The sequence below is a fragment of the Acinetobacter sp. ANC_7634 genome (genome assembly GCF_056779875.1).
In genome coordinates, this window is record NZ_JBWYIT010000003.1 from 75,440 (window position 1) to 93,159 (window position 17,720).

General features: G+C 37.5%; 16 protein-coding genes, 2 tRNA genes and 1 other RNA gene. 6 read left to right on the top strand and 13 right to left on the bottom strand.

Annotation, left to right across the window (positions count from 1 at the left end; genetic code table 11):
- Positions 1–582: 582 nt before the first annotated feature.
- The 4 genes from AC1M9A_RS05380 to sdhC are packed head-to-tail and all read right to left on the bottom strand — an operon-like array spanning position 583 to position 3,982.
- Complete coding sequence (locus tag AC1M9A_RS05380) at positions 583–1,293, bottom strand: succinate dehydrogenase iron-sulfur subunit (protein WP_035268507.1); 711 nt, start codon at positions 1,291–1,293, stop codon at positions 583–585.
- A 14-nt stretch (positions 1,294–1,307) separates the two neighbouring features.
- Positions 1,308–3,206 (bottom strand): succinate dehydrogenase flavoprotein subunit, encoded by a 1,899-nt coding sequence (gene sdhA / locus AC1M9A_RS05385; RefSeq protein WP_035268510.1) that lies wholly within the window; start codon positions 3,204–3,206, stop codon positions 1,308–1,310.
- A 12-nt stretch (positions 3,207–3,218) separates the two neighbouring features.
- The gene (gene sdhD, locus AC1M9A_RS05390; protein ID WP_035268511.1) at positions 3,219–3,584 is read right to left on the bottom strand and encodes a succinate dehydrogenase, hydrophobic membrane anchor protein; all 366 of its coding nucleotides are present in this window, start codon (positions 3,582–3,584) and stop codon (positions 3,219–3,221) included.
- A complete protein-coding gene (sdhC, locus tag AC1M9A_RS05395) occupies positions 3,584–3,982 on the bottom strand; it encodes a succinate dehydrogenase, cytochrome b556 subunit (protein WP_179997761.1) in 399 nt (132 codons plus the stop codon). The genes sdhD and sdhC overlap by 1 nt, the downstream gene beginning before the upstream one ends.
- Positions 3,983–5,023: 1,041 nt before the next feature.
- On the opposite strand from sdhC, the gene gltA reads away from it, so the two are divergent.
- Positions 5,024–6,298 (top strand): citrate synthase, encoded by a 1,275-nt coding sequence (gltA, locus tag AC1M9A_RS05400; protein WP_035269948.1) that lies wholly within the window; start codon positions 5,024–5,026, stop codon positions 6,296–6,298.
- Between the two features lie 156 nt (positions 6,299–6,454).
- Here the strand turns inward: gltA and AC1M9A_RS05405 are convergent, their stop codons facing one another.
- From AC1M9A_RS05405 to AC1M9A_RS05415, 3 genes are read right to left on the bottom strand one after another with little or no spacing between them, the layout of a single operon-like run.
- Complete coding sequence (locus AC1M9A_RS05405; protein WP_481609796.1) at positions 6,455–8,032, bottom strand: flavin-containing monooxygenase; 1,578 nt, start codon at positions 8,030–8,032, stop codon at positions 6,455–6,457.
- Between the two features lie 15 nt (positions 8,033–8,047).
- On the bottom strand, positions 8,048–8,893 hold the full coding sequence (locus AC1M9A_RS05410; RefSeq protein ID WP_481590218.1) for an SDR family NAD(P)-dependent oxidoreductase: 846 nt from the start codon (positions 8,891–8,893) through the stop codon (positions 8,048–8,050).
- A gap of 15 nt (positions 8,894–8,908) precedes the next feature.
- Positions 8,909–9,862 carry a metal-dependent hydrolase gene (locus tag AC1M9A_RS05415; protein ID WP_481609797.1) on the bottom strand — a complete coding sequence of 318 codons (954 nt, stop codon included), beginning with the start codon at positions 9,860–9,862 and terminating at the stop codon, positions 8,909–8,911.
- Positions 9,863–10,144: 282 nt separating this feature from the next.
- Between AC1M9A_RS05415 and AC1M9A_RS05420 the strand changes: the two genes are divergently transcribed.
- The 3 genes from AC1M9A_RS05420 (at position 10,145) to AC1M9A_RS05430 (ending at position 13,612) form a co-directional block, all read left to right on the top strand.
- On the top strand, positions 10,145–10,633 hold the full coding sequence (locus AC1M9A_RS05420; RefSeq protein ID WP_481609798.1) for a hypothetical protein: 489 nt from the start codon (positions 10,145–10,147) through the stop codon (positions 10,631–10,633).
- A gap of 341 nt (positions 10,634–10,974) precedes the next feature.
- Positions 10,975–12,600: an NAD+ synthase gene (locus AC1M9A_RS05425; RefSeq protein WP_481588917.1), complete on the top strand. Its 1,626-nt coding sequence runs from the start codon at positions 10,975–10,977 to the stop codon at positions 12,598–12,600.
- A complete protein-coding gene (locus tag AC1M9A_RS05430) occupies positions 12,593–13,612 on the top strand; it encodes a hypothetical protein (RefSeq protein ID WP_481609799.1) in 1,020 nt (339 codons plus the stop codon). The genes AC1M9A_RS05425 and AC1M9A_RS05430 overlap by 8 nt, the downstream gene beginning before the upstream one ends.
- 35 nt (positions 13,613–13,647) lie before the next feature.
- Here the strand turns inward: AC1M9A_RS05430 and AC1M9A_RS05435 are convergent.
- Positions 13,648–13,724, bottom strand: a tRNA-Met gene (locus AC1M9A_RS05435).
- A gap of 202 nt (positions 13,725–13,926) precedes the next feature.
- On the opposite strand from AC1M9A_RS05435, the gene AC1M9A_RS05440 reads away from it, so the two are divergent.
- A complete protein-coding gene (locus tag AC1M9A_RS05440; protein ID WP_481609800.1) occupies positions 13,927–14,289 on the top strand; it encodes a hypothetical protein in 363 nt (120 codons plus the stop codon).
- A gap of 57 nt (positions 14,290–14,346) precedes the next feature.
- Here the strand turns inward: AC1M9A_RS05440 and AC1M9A_RS05445 are convergent.
- The 4 genes from AC1M9A_RS05445 to coaD form a co-directional block, all read right to left on the bottom strand.
- A tRNA-Met gene (locus tag AC1M9A_RS05445) sits at positions 14,347–14,423 on the bottom strand.
- 72 nt (positions 14,424–14,495) lie between these two features.
- Positions 14,496–14,877, bottom strand: an RNA gene (gene rnpB / locus AC1M9A_RS05450) — RNase P RNA component class A.
- A 28-nt stretch (positions 14,878–14,905) separates the two neighbouring features.
- A complete protein-coding gene (locus AC1M9A_RS05455; protein WP_180027945.1) occupies positions 14,906–15,169 on the bottom strand; it encodes a YfhL family 4Fe-4S dicluster ferredoxin in 264 nt (87 codons plus the stop codon).
- A gap of 1 nt (position 15,170) precedes the next feature.
- Entirely contained in the window at positions 15,171–15,662 is a 492-nt protein-coding gene (gene coaD / locus AC1M9A_RS05460; RefSeq protein WP_035269911.1) for a pantetheine-phosphate adenylyltransferase, read from the bottom strand.
- 139 nt (positions 15,663–15,801) lie between these two features.
- On the opposite strand from coaD, the gene smpB reads away from it, so the two are divergent.
- Positions 15,802–16,278: an SsrA-binding protein SmpB gene (gene smpB / locus AC1M9A_RS05465; protein ID WP_035269908.1), complete on the top strand. Its 477-nt coding sequence runs from the start codon at positions 15,802–15,804 to the stop codon at positions 16,276–16,278.
- A gap of 29 nt (positions 16,279–16,307) precedes the next feature.
- Here smpB and AC1M9A_RS05470 read toward each other — a convergent pair whose 3' ends face one another.
- Positions 16,308–17,627 carry a hypothetical protein gene (locus tag AC1M9A_RS05470; RefSeq protein WP_481609801.1) on the bottom strand — a complete coding sequence of 440 codons (1,320 nt, stop codon included), beginning with the start codon at positions 17,625–17,627 and terminating at the stop codon, positions 16,308–16,310.
- Positions 17,628–17,720 lie beyond the last annotated feature (93 nt).

A 17,720-nucleotide genomic window follows, 5' to 3' on the forward strand; every position in this document is an offset into this window, starting at 1 on the left:
TAACGCCCTCATTGGCATCATCACTCATCTTTATACTCGATAAAATTACCGAGCAATTTTTGCAAATTGACTTAGAAAAAAATAAAAATATTAGTCTTTTCTAAAGCAACTTTTCAATTTCATTATCCCTGCTTTCAGCTTAACACCAAACCACCAAAATGTTGATTTAATGTACAGATTGAATAATATTCATGCTAAAAATTTTGTTCAAATCCTACCATGAACTTCACTTCAAACTGATTTTATTGACACATACCATTCATAAATTAGCTAAATACAACTATAAACCATTGAGATAATATAAGGTGCATTTAGATAAATTCTATTAAAATTCATAATTATTAGACTAAAGCCTAAAATTATAGATTTAAATACATGCAACTTGGATCATAAAACCGATATCTTAACATTTTAAAAAGATATTTGCAGATGCAAAACGTTTTCATTTATCCCTAAAGTGCATATTTTTTTATGATTGGGGCAAATCTAACCACTTCAACCAAAATATCTCGAAAACTAAATTTAACATCAAGTTTTGATTAAAAAAAAAGCACACCTAAGTGTGCTTTTTTTGGAACAGCATTATCCAGCTTGATCTAACAACATGCTACGAATGTGACCAATCGCTTTTGTTGGATTTAGACCTTTAGGGCATACTGATACACAGTTCATGATACCTTTACAACGGAATAAACTGAAAGGATCGTCTAAACGAGCCAAACGGTCTTGAGTAGCAGTATCACGCGAATCAATAATGAAACGATATGCATTCAACAATGCTGAAGGACCCAAGAATTTATCAGGGTTCCACCAGAATGATGGGCAAGACGTTGAACAACATGCACAAAGAATACATTCATACAAACCATCAAGATGCTCACGCTCTTCTGGAGATTGTAAACGCTCTTTAGGTGGTGCAGGTTGATTATTAATCAAGAACGGTTGAATTTTGTCGTACTGATCATAGAACTGATTCATGTCTACAACCAAGTCTTTGATTACTGGAAGACCTGGTAATGGACGAATAGTAATTACTTCTGGCAAATCGTTTAGGTTCCAAAGACACGCTAAACCATTTTTACCATTGATGTTTACACCATCTGAACCACAAATACCTTCACGGCATGAACGACGGAACGTTAAAGTTTCGTCTTGAACTTTCAATGCAAGTAGCGCATCAAGCAACATACGGTGCTTATCAGTCAACTCAAGCTTGAATGTTTGCATGTACGGTGCTTTATCCTTATCAGGATCGTAGCGGTAGATATTAAATGTACGAGTACCTCTACTCATCTTACTTCTCCCAATTAGAATGTACGTGGTTTAGGTGGAATAGCATCAACTGATAAAGGCTTGTAACGTACTGGCTTGTACTCAAGACGGTTATCAGCAGAGAACCATAAAGTATGCTTCATCCACTCATCATCACGACGGCCGTAAGGATATGCTGGATGATCTGGAGATTCTTCAAAATCTACAACAGTATGCGCACCACGACATTCTTTACGTGCAGCAGCAGAGATTAAGGTTGCTTTTGCAACTTCGTATAAGTTTTCCACTTCAAGTGCTTCAATACGCGCAGTATTAAATACTTTTGATTTGTCTTTTAAGTGGATATTACGGATACGAGGCTCAAGTGCAAGAATCTCTTTCACACCTTTTTCAAGAAGTTCAGTTGTACGGAATACACCTGCATGATCTTGAACGATATCGCGAATTGCATCAGCAACTTCTTGCGCATTCTCACCAGAAGTTGACTCATCTAAGCGACGGATACGCTCGACAGTTTGCTGAAGCACAGTTGTTGGAAGCGGCGCATATTCATCACCGTGATGCTTAGTCACATAGTCAATGATATGTTCGCCAGCAGCTTTACCAAATACAACTAAGTCAAGCAATGAGTTTGTACCTAAACGGTTAGCACCATGTACAGACACACATGAACATTCGCCAATCGCATAGAAACCTTTCACTGGTTTAGTGAAATTGCGATCCGCAGCATTGGTAGAATAAGTATCGCTGTCTTTGTCGTAATGTGCTTCTAGCGGAGTAGTTTCACGCGATTCAGGAACAACAACTTGACCATGAATGTTAGTTGGAATACCACCCATTTGGTAATGGATTGTTGGTACAACAGGAATTGGCTCTTTTGTGATGTCAACGTTCGCGAACTTCTTACCAATCTCAAATACAGATGGAAGACGTTTCATGATCGTATCAGCACCCAAGTGCGTCATATCAAGAAGGATATAATCACCTTTAGGTCCACAACCACGGCCTTCTTTGATCTCTTGGTCCATAGAACGTGATACGAAGTCACGTGGTGCCAAGTCTTTCAAAGTTGGAGCATAACGCTCCATGAACGGTTCGCCGTCTTTGTTACGAAGGATTGCACCTTCACCACGACAACCTTCAGTTAACAATACGCCTGCGCCTGCAACGCCCGTTGGGTGGAATTGCCAGAATTCCATATCTTGTAATGGAATACCTGCACGAGCAGCCATACCAAGACCGTCACCAGTGTTGATATATGCGTTTGTAGATGCGCGGTAAACACGACCAGCACCACCCGTTGCGAACAATGTTGCTTTCGCTTGGAATACTGCAATTTTACCTGTTTCTTGGTCAATTGCTGTAACACCAAGTACATCACCTGCTTCATTACGGATCAAATCAAGCGCGATCCATTCTACGAAGAATTGTGTACCCATTTTCACGTTGCTTTGATAAAGCGTGTGAAGAAGTGCGTGACCTGTACGGTCGGCAGCAGCACAAGCACGAGGAACAGCTTTTTCACCATAGTTCGCAGAGTGACCACCGAATGGACGTTGGTAAATTGTGCCGTCAGCGTTACGATCAAATGGCATACCTAGATGTTCAAGTTCATATACAACTTGTGGCGCTTCACGAGTCATAAACTCAATTGCGTCTTGGTCACCTAACCAGTCAGAACCTTTTACTGTGTCATAGAAATGGTAGTGCCAGTTATCTTCTTGCATGTTACCAAGAGAAGCACCAATACCACCCTGTGCAGCTACAGTGTGAGAACGCGTTGGGAATACTTTAGTCAATACCGCAACTTTCAAACCAGCTTGAGCAAGTTGGTAAGAAGCACGCATACCAGAACCACCACCACCAACGATGACAGCATCGAAAGTTTCGTGTGGAATATTTGTATAATCTTCTTTAGGGTTTATAGCGCCCATGATTGTTTCCTATCAATTCGCCCAAAAAATCTGGATTGCCCAGATCGCATATGCAAATACAGCAATAATGACTGCTGAAGTCAGTACTAGGCGTAAACCTGATGCTGATGGACCCATTTGACGAGTCGTCACATAGTCAGTGAATACTTGCCACATACCAATCCATGCGTGTGCAACAAGAGATAAGACTGCCAATAAAGATAAAATCTTCATCGGTAATGTCATCATAAAGCCGTACCACTGTTCGAAGTTGAAACCACCATTACAAAGGATCCAACCAAACACCACAACAGTATAAACAGCTAAAACTACAGCACTTACACGCTGGATAAACCAATCGCGAGAACCTGAACCCGTTAAACCAGTAGCACTTTTCATTAGAGTACGATCCATACAAATGATGCAACGATACCAATTGCAGATAAAATTAATGCGATTGTTGCTGCTACACGACCACTTTGTAACTCTTCAGCGATACCCATATCAGCAAGCAAATGCTTGATACCTGCGATGAAGTGGTAGATTAAGCCAGCGACAAATACCCATACGATGAAGCGCACGATAAAGCTATCAAAAATAGCTTGAACTTGTGCAAAGCCCTCAGGAGAAGACAATGATTTGTCTAAGATCCATAAAAGAACTGGTACGAGTAAAAATACGATGACACCTGAAAGACGGTGTAAAATAGATGCAATAGCCACAGGGGATTTTAAGTTTACGTCTAAAACTTGACCCATGGACAAATTGACAGGTCTGTTGCTTTTCACAGCGGGCATCCTGTAGTTAAAAACTCCATCCGGAGTTTGTTGGAATTAATTCGAAGGAAAGCTGGCATTTGTTAGACAAATAAATTGTCTAAACCTTTATACGACACGGAATTATAAAACGTGCAATTTCAAATTACAAACCTACGAAGCAGGCGTCAACCATAAAATATTTTTAAATAAGAATCATTTACATCTACTTTCTTACAGTTAAGTCATCTCTCTATTTAAATACAAACACTAAGCTATTAATATTTATATCAATTTATTTTAATTTAGTGTTACTGAACTCAAATGTTCGATTTGTCTTAATTAGACTAAAGCACAACTCACTACAAAAATATATTTTTTTAAGAAATATAATATTCATTTTATTTTTCAAAAACTTAAAGAAAATTAATTCTCAAATAATTTGTACTTTTAAAACTAATTAGAAAAATGAATATTGCTCACATGGTCATTGTTTTTTTATCTAATTGAATTGAGTAATTTCAAATGTAAAAAAGGATAAAAATCATATGCACTTATAAATTAATTACAAAATAAACTTCATTTTCTAATGTTGAGTTCACCACTTAAAATGTAATGAAACATTATAAATTAGACACTTTTTAATCAATTAGTAAATAAAGTGAAAAAAAATATTTCATTGTCATTATTGGTCTATTTATTCAGTCTATCATCTTAAAAAAACAGACAAATTCTATAAACAATCGCTTTTCACAACCTTTAACATATTGATAAAAGGTATTAATAATCAAGCATTACTTGGTTTAAATCATCAAAATATGCACGTTTTTGTCTTTTTTTTTATGCCACTACCGTTGAAATTGTCTTATTATACGGCGGCGCTAGTGAAAAGCAGATAAATTCCTACTGATTAACTGAGTTTAGAACCAGTCACTTTAGGTCGTCATTTTTATCCATAAGTATAATTGACAATTTTTGACTACTCACTAAGCTTAGAGCAAATTTTGAAACCGTCTAACTCACGGATTACAACAGATTATTTCGGGTTAGATAAAACATTCACCAGGACAGGAGATCTATTGAATGTCTGAAGCAACTGGCAAAAAAGCCGTATTACAGCTTGATGGCAAAGAAATTGAATTACCAATTTACAGCGGCACATTGGGCCCAGATGTAATCGACGTTAAAGATGTATTGGCCGCAGGTCACTTCACTTTTGATCCTGGTTTTATGGCTACAGCGTCTTGCGAGTCTAAAATCACATTTATCGATGGTAATAAAGGTGTTCTATTACACCGTGGTTATCCAATCGACCAACTAGCTACTAAAGCTGATTATTTAGAAACTTGCTACTTATTATTAAATGGTGAGCTTCCTACAGCTGAGCAAAAAGAAGAGTTTGACGCTAAAGTTCGTAACCACACTATGGTTCACGATCAAGTTAGCCGCTTCTATAACGGTTTCCGCCGTGATGCACACCCTATGGCGATTATGGTTGGTGTTGTTGGTGCGTTATCAGCGTTCTATCACAACAACCTTGATATCGAAAATGTTGATCACCGTGAAATTACTGCGATCCGTTTGATTGCTAAAATTCCTACCCTTGCTGCATGGAGCTACAAGTATACTGTTGGTCAACCATTCGTTTACCCACGTAATGACTTAAGCTATGCAGAAAACTTCTTGTACATGATGTTTGCTACTCCAGCAGATCGTGATTACAAAGTTAACCCTATTCTTGCAAAAGCAATGGATCGTATCTTCACGCTTCATGCTGACCATGAACAAAATGCTTCTACGTCTACAGTACGTTTAGCTGGTTCTACTGGTGCTAATCCGTATGCATGTATCGCTGCTGGTATCTCTGCACTTTGGGGTCCTGCTCACGGTGGTGCAAACGAAGCTGTTCTTAAGATGCTTGATGAAATCGGCTCTGTAGAAAACGTTGCTGGCTTCATGGAAAAAGTGAAGACTAAAGAAGTTAAACTCATGGGCTTCGGTCACCGTGTTTATAAAAACTTCGATCCACGTGCTAAAGTAATGAAAGAAACTTGTGATGAAGTTCTTGGTGCTTTAGGTATCAATGATCCACAGTTAGCTTTAGCAATGGAATTGGAGCGTATCGCACTTTCTGATGAATACTTCATCAAGCGTAACCTTTATCCAAACGTTGACTTCTATTCAGGTATCATCCTTAAAGCGATTGGTATCCCAACAGAAATGTTCACTGTAATCTTCGCACTTGCACGTACTGTTGGTTGGATCAGCCACTGGTTAGAAATGCACAGCGGCCCATACAAGATCGGACGTCCTCGTCAGCTTTACACTGGCGAAGTTCAACGCGATATCGTTCGTTAATTCGAACTACGTCGACAGTCAAAAAACCACCCTTTGGGTGGTTTTTTTATTATCTGATTAACAACAAAATATTGTTTTCAGCCCTGATGAAATAGAAACCTCGTATATATAGAATATCTACAAACAAAAAAAGCCTAATTAAATCAGGCTTTTTGATCAGTGTTGTGAATAATGATCCAAGTTTAATGAGCTTAACTGCTGTTTTAATTTTGCAAGAGACCATGGCCATGCTGCAAAGTTACGACCATTTTCATCCAAATAGTAACTCTTACAGCCACCTGCATTAAATACAGTGGTTTTAAGATGTTTTTGAACCAATTGATTATGTCGCTTAACAACGTCGTCTTTAATCACAAGCTTGTTAATATTTTGCTTTTTGATCTTTAGTAGGCCATCAAGAATATAATCTAATTGAGCTTCAGCAATACCAATAAATGAGTCATAAACCAGAATATTTGGTCCTAACACCAAAAATGCATTTGGTACATTGGTAATACTTGCACCTAAATAAGCTTCTGGTGAACTATTTTTCCAGCGATCCGCTAAGAGCTTCCCATCCATATCATAAATGCGCTTACCAATTGGCGGATGCGATACCTCAAAACCCGTACCCCAAATGATGACATCTACTTCATGACGCTCACCATTGGCCGCAACAACCGTATTCCCATCAATCTCAACCAACCCATCATTGATTAGTTTCACATTATCTTGTTGCAATGCTGGATAATAATTGTTGGCAAATAAAAGACGTTTACAACCAATATCAAAATTTGGTGTGACTTTTTTTCTTAATTCATCATCTTGAATTTGCAACTTCAATAATTGTTTGCTTAAGAAATTCACAGGTTTCAGCACTTTTGGATTACGCAAACCAAAGTTAATGCCATTTAAAATTTGGGCAATACTGCTCCGCCAAGTGGATTGAATAACGGGAAATTTCTGGATCAGTGATTTCGCTTGATCATTCAAATTCATATCAGCTTTTGGCAAAACCCAAGGTGCTGTACGCTGAAACACAAAGAGTTCTTTCGCTAATGGCTGAACCTGAGGAATAAATTGAATCGCTGAAGCACCTGTACCAATAACAGCAATACGTTTACCTTTAAGATCGTACTCATGATTCCATCTTGCAGAGTGAAACATTTCCCCCTTGAAACTTTCTATGCCCTTAATTTTTGGAAATGATGGCTCAGTAATGGGTCCCGTTGTAAAGATTACCGTTTTTGCTAGATACTTTCCTTGAGAAGTTTCTAACGACCACTGCGCCTTCTCGTTATCCCAACGTGCTGCTTTTAATTCATGATTAAATTGGATTTTTTCATTCAGTTGATGCTTCTCAACCACTTCCTCAAGATAACTTAAGATTTCTGGCTGCTTGGCAAACAAATGACTCCATTTGTGACTTGGCGAAAAGGAAAAAGAATATAAGGCTGAAGGAACATCACATCCACATCCTGGATAATTATTATCGCGCCATGTACCACCAACTCGGTTCGCTTTTTCCAGCACAATGTAGTCGCGATAGCCTGCCTGATTCATTTTATATGCCGCAGCGATACCTGAAATACCTGCACCAACAACAATCGTGTCATACACCTTTTGTTGTTGTTCAACTTTAAGTTCTTTATCTGCATTGTTTTTTTTCTTTACTTTTACTTCTGCTTTTTCAGATTGATCAGCAGTTTGAATTTTTAAATCTGCTTTGCTTTCAAATTCGTTATCGAGTGTCATTCTTTTATCTCTCTATTATTTTACAAACCGCTTAAACCATGGATAACCTACACCTAACATCTTGGTATATAAGGTTGGTGAAGCACGCTTCATCAACCAAAATAATTTCGCGTCTGGTTGTGGAATCGTATAAAGAATGCCTTTATCTAAATTGTTTAAGGTTTTTTGTGCAACTTGATCGCTTGTGACAAATGCATGATTCTGCAATAAATCATCAGCTAAACCCGAGTAATTGGAAGGTAATCGCCCATTCTTCATAATATTAGTAGGTACTAAAGTTGGGCAAAGCACATTCACACGGATATTATCTTGATGTAATTCTGCAGATAACGTTTCAGATAATGCAAGTACACTAGATTTCGTCACGTTATAAGCTGTCATTTCAGGTGCAGCTGTAAAACCTGCTGCTGAAGCAACATTAATAATTGCCCCATAACCTTGTTGTTTAAACTTCGGTACAAAAAAGTGACAACCATGAATCACGCCCCATAAATTGACATGCATACACCATTGCCAATCTTCTAGTGTCACCTCATCAAACTTACCACCTAACCCCACGCCAGCATTATTAATAACAAGTGTCACAGGATGATTAAAAAGGTTTTCTGCTTGATTCGCCAATCGCTCAACATCTTCCTTTTTTCCCACATCGCAGGATTCAGCAAATGCTTTTTGGCCTGTGGTCTGAGAAATCAGCTGAACAGTTTCTTCAGCTGCAGCTAAATTAATATCAGCACACACCACTTGACCACCACGTTTTGCAATTTCCAATGCAAAACTGCGTCCAATACCACTTCCAGCACCCGTTACCACAGCATAAGCCTGATGGCTCGGTTTAATTTTCTTCTTAAAAAAAAGCATGAACTATCCTTATTCTTATACCTTTAAAGCAGGCATGAATTCCTTCGTAAAGTATGGTGTTAAAATACCATCCACTGGATTTAATAAACGTTCTTTGTAGTACTCTAAAAACGCTGATGTATCATGATCATTCGGATGGAAGTCTGGTTTGAGATATTCGAAAATATGTTTGATCGAACTGCCATAAACCCCATCTTTTAGACCAAAAATCAAACCTACACTTCGGTACATATCTTTGTAGTAACTTAAACTGATTAGATTTGATGGCTTACGATAAAATGGCACAATTAAGGATGCAGCAGAAATCAGCACTAAAATCGTAATAAGCGCTGGGAAAAAGCCTGCTATTCTTAAAGCATAGTTACTCGAAAGAAGTTGGAACACATCATATGCAATATCTTTATGCTCTGATTCCTCAAGCATATGCCACATCCAAATTGCGCGTTGTTTCTCATCTTGAGATTCGAAGAAAATATGCTCATGATTCATCATGTATTCAGCAAGCACTGCGGTAAAATGCTCAATCCCAGCCATAAGCGATAATTTCATTGGCTGAGGCAACCGATTAAAACCATATTCAAAAACGTGATGCGCCAGAAATCTAAACAATTTGACAGGCAAATCTGCCTTTAAAAAAGCGTCATTTAATTCTTCATGAAGTTTAGAATGTAAAGCTTCTTGCCCAATCAGTGCTGTCACTCTTTGCTTGAGTAATGGATCTTGAATAAAGTCACGATGATAACGTGCTGTATCAATAACGAGATCCTCACCATAGGTTAAAAAAATTGAAAGTGAGGCAAAGTAAGCACTTGCTAATTCCGCATTCAAATAAAATTTTGGATCAATCTTTTGATGATCAAAATCAAATTTCATATGACGAATTGGAATAGCTTTTGATTGATTCTCAGAATCAAATTTAGAACCGTTTAGAAATTTTGAAATTTTTTTTAGTGGCTGAGTTAATAACATGGCGAACCTTCTCTTTTATCTCAGTGAATAAATTCAAATAATGTGAATTCTTCGACGTTTCTAAAAAATTAAGATAAAAAGACGAAATAGCCATTTGCATAATAAATCTTTAGAGATGGCATAATTGCTCATTCATCAAGATTGTCTAACAAAATTATTAAGTTTTAATCAGTAAATACCATTTCATTATCATTAAAGGTCAACACCATTTTTAACAAGTAATGATTCAAATTAGTGATATTTTGAGTGTCACATAAACTTTAAGTAGATTAAGAAATAAGTATGATGTTGTGGATGCCACTTATTTTAAAATGGATAAAATTTGACGCTTTTAGATGTAGATCACTCACCCAAGGTGAAATCACGTTAAGCCAAAGTGTCTTTGGTGATCTTATAGATTATAACAGGGTGAAAATCATGAATCATCCGTTTCTACCGTGGCAACCCTCAGCGGTATTTATGGCGCCAAAGGGCTATTTGCATATTCGCAACAAACATTTCAAAACTGACTATTCGAAAGAAAATAAAATCTATCAAGGAATTTTCATTCACGAGATGACTCATATTTTACAACACCAACAAGGACAAAATGTTTTGCTCAAAGGCGCTTTTCTGCAAAGTGCGTATTTTATTTCCTTCAAAAAGTATAATCCTTATGCCTATAAATTTGACCCTAAAAAAAATTTCAATGAATACAACATTGAACAACAAGGCGAAATAGCTAGAGATATATTTTTGAAAAAGATTCCGAATATTATTTTGAATCAATAAAAACTGTAAAATTAAAAGAATATTTTTTATTCAAGCTATTGATTTGTGAATCAGAAACACCATATCAGCTTTGACATCTGATTTACTGTGTCGCAAATCCATTACGATTTAATTTTTTATGTACAAACAATGGCAAAAGCTAGTATCTACTTTTATTTTAGATAGAATACATATGAATCGTAGTTTTTGCTGTGCAAGAAATAAGATCTTTTATCATGTTTTAATGATGTAAATTTGAGCCATTTGGCAGTTATGTAATATCACATACACACAGCTGAATAATTACTCCAATAAAATCAGCACGTGCTGTATATAAACCTATAGGATAGGACTTGGTTTAAATGAATAGTTTTAAAGTTTCTCTTGCTCAATTCTCTCCATTTGTCGGCAATTTAGAAGCCAATGTTCATCGAATGATTGGACTCGCTAACGAAGCCAAACAGCAAAATGCCAATATCATTGTGTTTCCTGAACTTTCGACCATTGGTTATCCTGCAGAGGATCTCCTACTTCGTCCAAGCCTAAGCAAACGTACAGCATCAGCTTTCGAAAAACTGGCTGAAGTGAAAGACATTGTGATGGTATTTGGTTTTGTTAATCAAGCTGATTCGGGTGCACGCTATAACTCTGCAGCCGTTATGAAAGATGGGCAAGTATTAGGTATTTATAACAAGCAAAATTTACCAAATTATAGTGTTTTTGATGAAAAGAGATATTTCGCTGAGGGTCATCAACACCTTGTATTTGAGTATTTAGGACATAAATTCGGTGTATTAATTTGCGAAGATGTCTGGACACTTGAGAGTGTTCAACAACTTGCCAAACTGAATGTTGAAACTGTTCTTGTGTTAAATGCCTCACCATACGAAGTTGGAAAGCCTCAACACCGTGTTGTTACGCTTAAAGAGTTAGCTAAACAATTGAATCTCAATCTTGTTTATGTCAACCAAGTAGGCGGGCAAGATGATCTCATTTTCGACGGAACAAGTTTCGTTGTGAATGCAAATGGTGAAGTTGTACTTGAAGCACCAAGCTTTAAAGAAGACCTTTTTCATGTTGAATATGAAGCAGAGCTTAAATCTTTTAAAGCCGCTACCAAAGCACCTGCATTAGATACGATTGCAGAAATTTACCAAGCTTTGGTTTTGGCAACACGAGATTATGTACAACGCTCAGGTTTCCCTGGTGTCATTCTTGGTCTCTCTGGTGGTATCGACTCAGCACTCACCCTTGCAATCGCTGTCGATGCTATTGGAGCAGATAAAGTTCAAGCTGTTATGATGCCTTACACATATACCTCTCAAATCAGTGTTGAAGACGCGACTGAGCAGGCAAAACGTATGGGAGTCACTTTTGGTATTGCGGAAATTCACCCAATCGTCAACAGCTTTATGCAGACATTACACCCATTCTTCGGCAATTCTCCTGCTGATGCAACTGAGGAAAATTTACAAGCTCGCGCACGCGGCACCTTATTAATGGGTCTGTCTAATAAATTTGGTAATCTTGTTTTATCTACAGGTAACAAATCTGAATTATCTGTTGGTTACTGCACACTGTACGGTGATATGGTCGGTGGTTTTGCTGTACTTAAAGATGTTTATAAAACGATTGTATTTGAGTTAGCGAAATACCGTAATAGTTTGGAAGATACGCCTGTAATCCCTGAACGTGTGATTACTCGCCCACCTTCTGCTGAATTACGACCTGATCAAAAAGATCAAGACTCATTACCACCTTACGATGTTCTTGATGCAATTTTATATGCATATATTGAAGAAGATCAGAGTCTTGAAGATATTATCTCTAAAGGTTTTGATCGAGATATCGTGACTAAAGTCATTGGATTGGTTGATCGCAACGAATATAAGCGCCGTCAGGGTGCAATTGGTCCACGTATATCCTCTCGTGCATTTAGCCGCGAACGCCGCTATCCAATCGTAAATGGATGGAAAGCAGGTGTCTAACTCGACACAACTCAATCAATTTGCTCAAGCACTTATGCTTGAGCAAATTCGGTTTACCCAACAACATTTATTAAATGCTGAATCAAATGCGGTATTAGACACGTTTGTTTCACAAGCTTATGCTCAGTTTAATCGAATCAAATTAAAAGATATTGTAAATATTGAACAACTTCATGCTGTTGTTTCGAAATATACTTTTGAGTTAAATCTTGGACCTGATTTACTAGAGTTTATTGGCGCTGTTGCACAACGTATTTACCTTCATTTAAAGAGTTCAAATGCTTTAATCGGAGATTTAATTTCAGACCATGATTTTGGGCTATGGCTAAATAAAATTCTTGAATTAGATCAAGTACGTTATGGTTTAAAACAACAAATTTTAAGTAATGAGAAGGCATATGCAGTAAGTCTTCAATTAGCAAATCAAATTTTAGAAAAATATACACCTTGGCTGGATAGGCTTCGAAAAAATAAAGTTCAAAATCATACGGTCAAATCAAAGATTTTTAATTTTCTCCAAGATCAGCAACACACATTAGAGTTAAAACTAGAATCCCAACTTGCAAATGCAATATTGGTTCAATTAGGCGAAATTATCACACTGCCTCAAAATGAACTTTATGAAATCATTCAACATATTTGGTCAGATCTCCAATTTCAAAAAATTTCAGCTCAGCTTGAGCAGATTGAAGCCATTGATGTCGAAGATTTTTTTATTTTGGTCTATGAAACCTGGAGAAATTTACGCCAATCCTCTGAGATTCAGTCCATCATTTTAGAAGTGGTTGATGAGTTCTATGAATATTTTGGTGATTACAGTTTACAAGCTTTACTCACGGCTGTTGGACTAACTCAAGAAGATTTAGTGATCGAAGCCCATCGTTTTGCACCTCAACTTATCACCATGTTAAATGATTTTGGCATTCTAGAACAATTAATTCAAAGTTTGATTCAGCCTTTTTATCAAGCACAATCTACACTTGATCTTATCTCAGGACATTTTGAGAAATAAAAAAAAGACCATGCGGTGAGCATGGTCTATAAAAATGGTGGCTATGACGGGACTTGAACCTGTGACCCCCGCATTATGAGTGCGGTGCTCTAACCAACTGAGCTACATAGCCGTAAACTGTGTGCGCATTATCTTAAGTTATCGTTGTATCGTCAAGCATACGAAAGCACTAATGATCACCCTTTATACAAATAAACCTTATTTGAACAAAATTAATCCATAATTATATGATTTTATTGTAATAGTAAGGTTTCAATAACATCAAAATCATGCTCAATCCTCAATATTTTATTCTCATATGCTGTTTAAGCCTTGTGAGCGGATGCCAAACGACTCACCCCATATTTGTGAATTATCACGGTGTACGCATGGATGTCGCTCAATGGATCAATGCTCAAAACTTTATAACCATGCAACAAAAACGAACTCTAATTCAATTAAGCCGTGCTCAACAAAAGCTCGTGCATATTGATGTCATTCCTGAAGATCATAAACTTGCCGTGAGTAAAGAGAATGCGGTTGCTCTTCATTGTGCACAGCTTTATTTGTCTGAGCAAAAAATTGAAAGCTTGCAAAATATTGTGTTTTCAAATGTAAATCAGACAGCCGTTTTAGCACAATTTGAACAAGAGTTTCCAAAAATTAAGCTAGATTCTCAGCTTATTCAGTGCCAATGAAAACTCAAGATTTCACACATAAAAAAAGACCACACTAGTGAGTGTGGTCTATAAAAATGGTGGCTATGACGGGACTTGAACCTGTGACCCCCGCATTATGAGTGCGGTGCTCTAACCAACTGAGCTACATAGCCGTAAACTGTGGGCGCATTATCTACTTGATTGATGTATCCGTCAAGTAATATCGGCACTGTTTGATCAAAATTTGTTGAAGTGAGCCGATAAGCCGGGTTCTGTCTAGAACGATCATTCCTCTAGGCATACAATCACTCATATGCTCAAGCGACCTACCCGAATCCAGTATGGGCCATACCTTAAGGATTCCTATTTGGTCTTGCTTCAGGTGGGGTTTACCATGCCATGAACTGTTACCAGTCATGCGGTGCGCTCTTACCGCACCCTTTCACCCTTACCATATTCTAGGCTAAACCGAAGTTCAGTTGCAAAATGGCGGTCTACTCTCTGCTGTACTTTCCGTAGGCTTACGCCTCCCAGGCGTTACCTGGCACCTTGCCCTATGAAGCCCGGACTTTCCTCCCCTGCTTTAGTCACGAAGACCTTCACAGCAGCGATCGTCTGGCTCACTTCAAGTGGCGCATCTTAACAAACTTTGAGATCAATTGCTCGTGCTTTTTTGAGCAATTAGTTTTTTATACTTTTCCAGCAATTCATCCTCAGATTCCACATGATTAGGATCTTTAGGAATACAGTCTACCGGGCAGAATAATGAACACTGGGGTTGGTCATAATGACCAATACATTCAGTACATAGATTCGGATCAATTTCATAGATCAGTTCACCCATATAAATCGCTTCATTTGGGCATACAGGCTCACAAACGTCACAATTGATGCACTCATCCGTAATAATTAAAGACACTCTACCAACCTTGCTGATGCTTACGTTCAAATGCCTCAACAACTGCTTTTGGCACAAATTTCGTCACATCACCTTTCAAACGTGCAATTTCACGAACTAATGTGGATGAAATAAACGAGTATTGCTCTGACGGCGTTAAAAATACAGCTTCAAAATTTGAATCTAATTGACGATTCATATTTGCAAGTTGAAACTCATATTCAAAGTCAGACACTGCTCTTAAACCTCTGAGTACAGCTGTTGCCTTTTGCTCTTGAAAAAAATTCACCAATAAACCGTCAAAACCAACAAACTCTACATTGTCTAAATGGCTTAACGATGATTTTGCAAGCGCAACTCGCTCATCTAAACTAAACACTGGATTTTTGTGATGACCAATTGCAATCGCAACTACAACTTCATCAAACATTTTTGCAGCACGAGATACAAGATCAATATGACCATTAGTAATAGGATCGAATGTTCCCGGATAGATGACACGAGTTTTAGACATCCATTTATACTCTAAGATTATTATGTAGGCGCATAGTTTAACAAAAACTCAATTCACACGCACACTTGTTGACAGTGAAATGACTTCACCTCAAGCCAAGTTTGAGGCAAAATAGGTCTAATCTTGGAATATTTGTATTATGTCGAAATCGATTGTAGTAAAAAAAAATAATAGTGGCACTATTGCGCTTAACAAACGTGCACGTCACGATTATTTTATTGAAGAAAAATTTGAAGCTGGTTTAGCGTTACAAGGTTGGGAAGTAAAATCTCTTCGTGCTGGACGCATGAGTATCACGGAAAGCTATATTATTTTCAAAAATAATGAAGCTTATTTATTTGGTGCTCAAATTCAACCTCTTCTTTCTGCTTCAACTCATATCGTTCCCGAAGCAACACGTACTCGTAAGCTACTTCTTTCACGTCGCGAACTCGAGAAACTCCAAGGAGCGATCAATCAAAAAGGTTACACATGTGTACCTTTGGCGTGCTATTGGAAAGGTCGTTTAGTCAAACTCGAAATTGCACTTGTTAAAGGTAAACAATTACACGATAAACGTGCCACTGAAAAAGACCGCGATTGGCAGCGTGATAAAGCAAGAATTTTTCATAAATAAAAAAACCGCTCATTTGAGCGGTTTTTTTATTAACAAAACCTTAAATTTCCATAACAGTTTGGAGCAAAGGTTTGATTTTTAAGTTGTAAATCTTTTAATGGAAAATTTACATTGGTATTCGGCAAATGAACATTCCCAACACCAAGTTTGTCACCAAACAGACAATCAAGTGCATTACAAGATGGAGGATTTCGACTGATATAATCACTGATTGGTCCAACCACTTGTTTTAACACATCATTCGTAATATCGATACGCTTCTCAGGTGTTACATCCCCAATATTAATCGAATCATTAAACGCCATCCACCAGCCCTGTTGTGCAGCAACGTCAGCATTTGGCCACCAGATTTCACTGTTTTGCACAGAGAGCGAGAATGGATTGTTTACAGGGATTTTATGAATTAAACCTAAGTTTTGATCTACCGTAATGTTGGCTTTTAAACCTGTAATGTTACCACTGACTTCTTTTTGCAAATTCAGTAATCCTACCCCTAGCACTTGGATATTAGCCGTGAGATTACCACCAAAATTCAATTGATTAATATTGGCAACACCTGTCAATTGTGCAGAACTCATTCGAGTACCAGAGACCGTAGTTCCATTAATTTGAATTGGTGCAGTCGTTTCTTGTAATGCTAAATTGTAATTATTCGATTTAAAATCGAGTGTCAAAGTAGGTGCAATAATACAAATCAAACAAATTCTTGCATTCACTTTTCCATCGATAGTTTGACCAGTATCGGCATAGGTCATACTTCGAGCATTAGTATAACCCATACCCTGAGTGGGATTAATTTTTAAATAACCACTGAGTGAGTTAATACCATTCGGTTTATCAGAGTTTTCATCACCAAGCGTCAGTAAACCTAATACTTTTTCAGCACTGAGACGCAAACCCACAACTTCTCGAGTTGATGCCGATGTTGGATTTTTTACCGCAAACTCTAAAAATGGATTGGTTAGCTTGGCTGAAGAACCCGCACGACCCTCTCTAGTGTCTGACATACCACTCAAACTCAGATTTTCGATATCAATATCACATCCACCTGCTCCATTAATACCACCACAGCCAAGTTGTAAATGCTTAATATTTGCATTGAGTTCTATATCTGCTTCCATTCCAAGCTTATAAAAGCCAACACCTTTACCTCGCATATTGTTTGCCCCATCATTGGGATCAATGTAACTCATACTTAACAAAGCTTGGCCATTTGTCGCTGATAACTCTTCATCACTCATCATTTTTAAATCATTATGAATGTTATTAGCCGTTGCATACAAAGGAATCAACACTAAGCATGATGTTGATAAAATCAATTTGATAGAACCAAGTAAACTCTTCAACATTAGAGTCTCCATATTATTTTTATTCAGGCTTAATCCATAAGCAACATCATTACTATCTATAAATTAATGAAAAAAATAAAGAGGCTTAAAACT

Excerpts from the sequence above, each read along its gene's own strand:
- sdhC (WP_179997761.1), bottom strand. The coding sequence starts at position 3,982 with ATGCCCGCTGTGAAAAGCAACAGACCTGTCAATTTGTCCATGGGTCAA.
- AC1M9A_RS05415 (WP_481609797.1), bottom strand. The coding sequence starts at position 9,862 with ATGTTATTAACTCAGCCACTAAAAAAAATTTCAAAATTTCTAAACGGT.
- sdhD (WP_035268511.1), bottom strand. The coding sequence starts at position 3,584 with ATGAAAAGTGCTACTGGTTTAACGGGTTCAGGTTCTCGCGATTGGTTT.
- AC1M9A_RS05425 (WP_481588917.1), top strand. The coding sequence starts at position 10,975 with ATGAATAGTTTTAAAGTTTCTCTTGCTCAATTCTCTCCATTTGTCGGC.
- AC1M9A_RS05380 (WP_035268507.1), bottom strand. The coding sequence starts at position 1,293 with ATGAGTAGAGGTACTCGTACATTTAATATCTACCGCTACGATCCTGAT.
- AC1M9A_RS05420 (WP_481609798.1), top strand. The coding sequence starts at position 10,145 with ATGATGTTGTGGATGCCACTTATTTTAAAATGGATAAAATTTGACGCT.
- sdhA (WP_035268510.1), bottom strand. The coding sequence starts at position 3,206 with ATGGGCGCTATAAACCCTAAAGAAGATTATACAAATATTCCACACGAA.
- AC1M9A_RS05470 (WP_481609801.1), bottom strand. The coding sequence starts at position 17,627 with ATGTTGAAGAGTTTACTTGGTTCTATCAAATTGATTTTATCAACATCA.
- gltA (WP_035269948.1), top strand. The coding sequence starts at position 5,024 with ATGTCTGAAGCAACTGGCAAAAAAGCCGTATTACAGCTTGATGGCAAA.
- AC1M9A_RS05410 (WP_481590218.1), bottom strand. The coding sequence starts at position 8,893 with ATGCTTTTTTTTAAGAAGAAAATTAAACCGAGCCATCAGGCTTATGCT.
- smpB (WP_035269908.1), top strand. The coding sequence starts at position 15,802 with ATGTCGAAATCGATTGTAGTAAAAAAAAATAATAGTGGCACTATTGCG.
- AC1M9A_RS05405 (WP_481609796.1), bottom strand. The coding sequence starts at position 8,032 with ATGACACTCGATAACGAATTTGAAAGCAAAGCAGATTTAAAAATTCAA.
- coaD (WP_035269911.1), bottom strand. The coding sequence starts at position 15,662 with ATGTCTAAAACTCGTGTCATCTATCCGGGAACATTCGATCCTATTACT.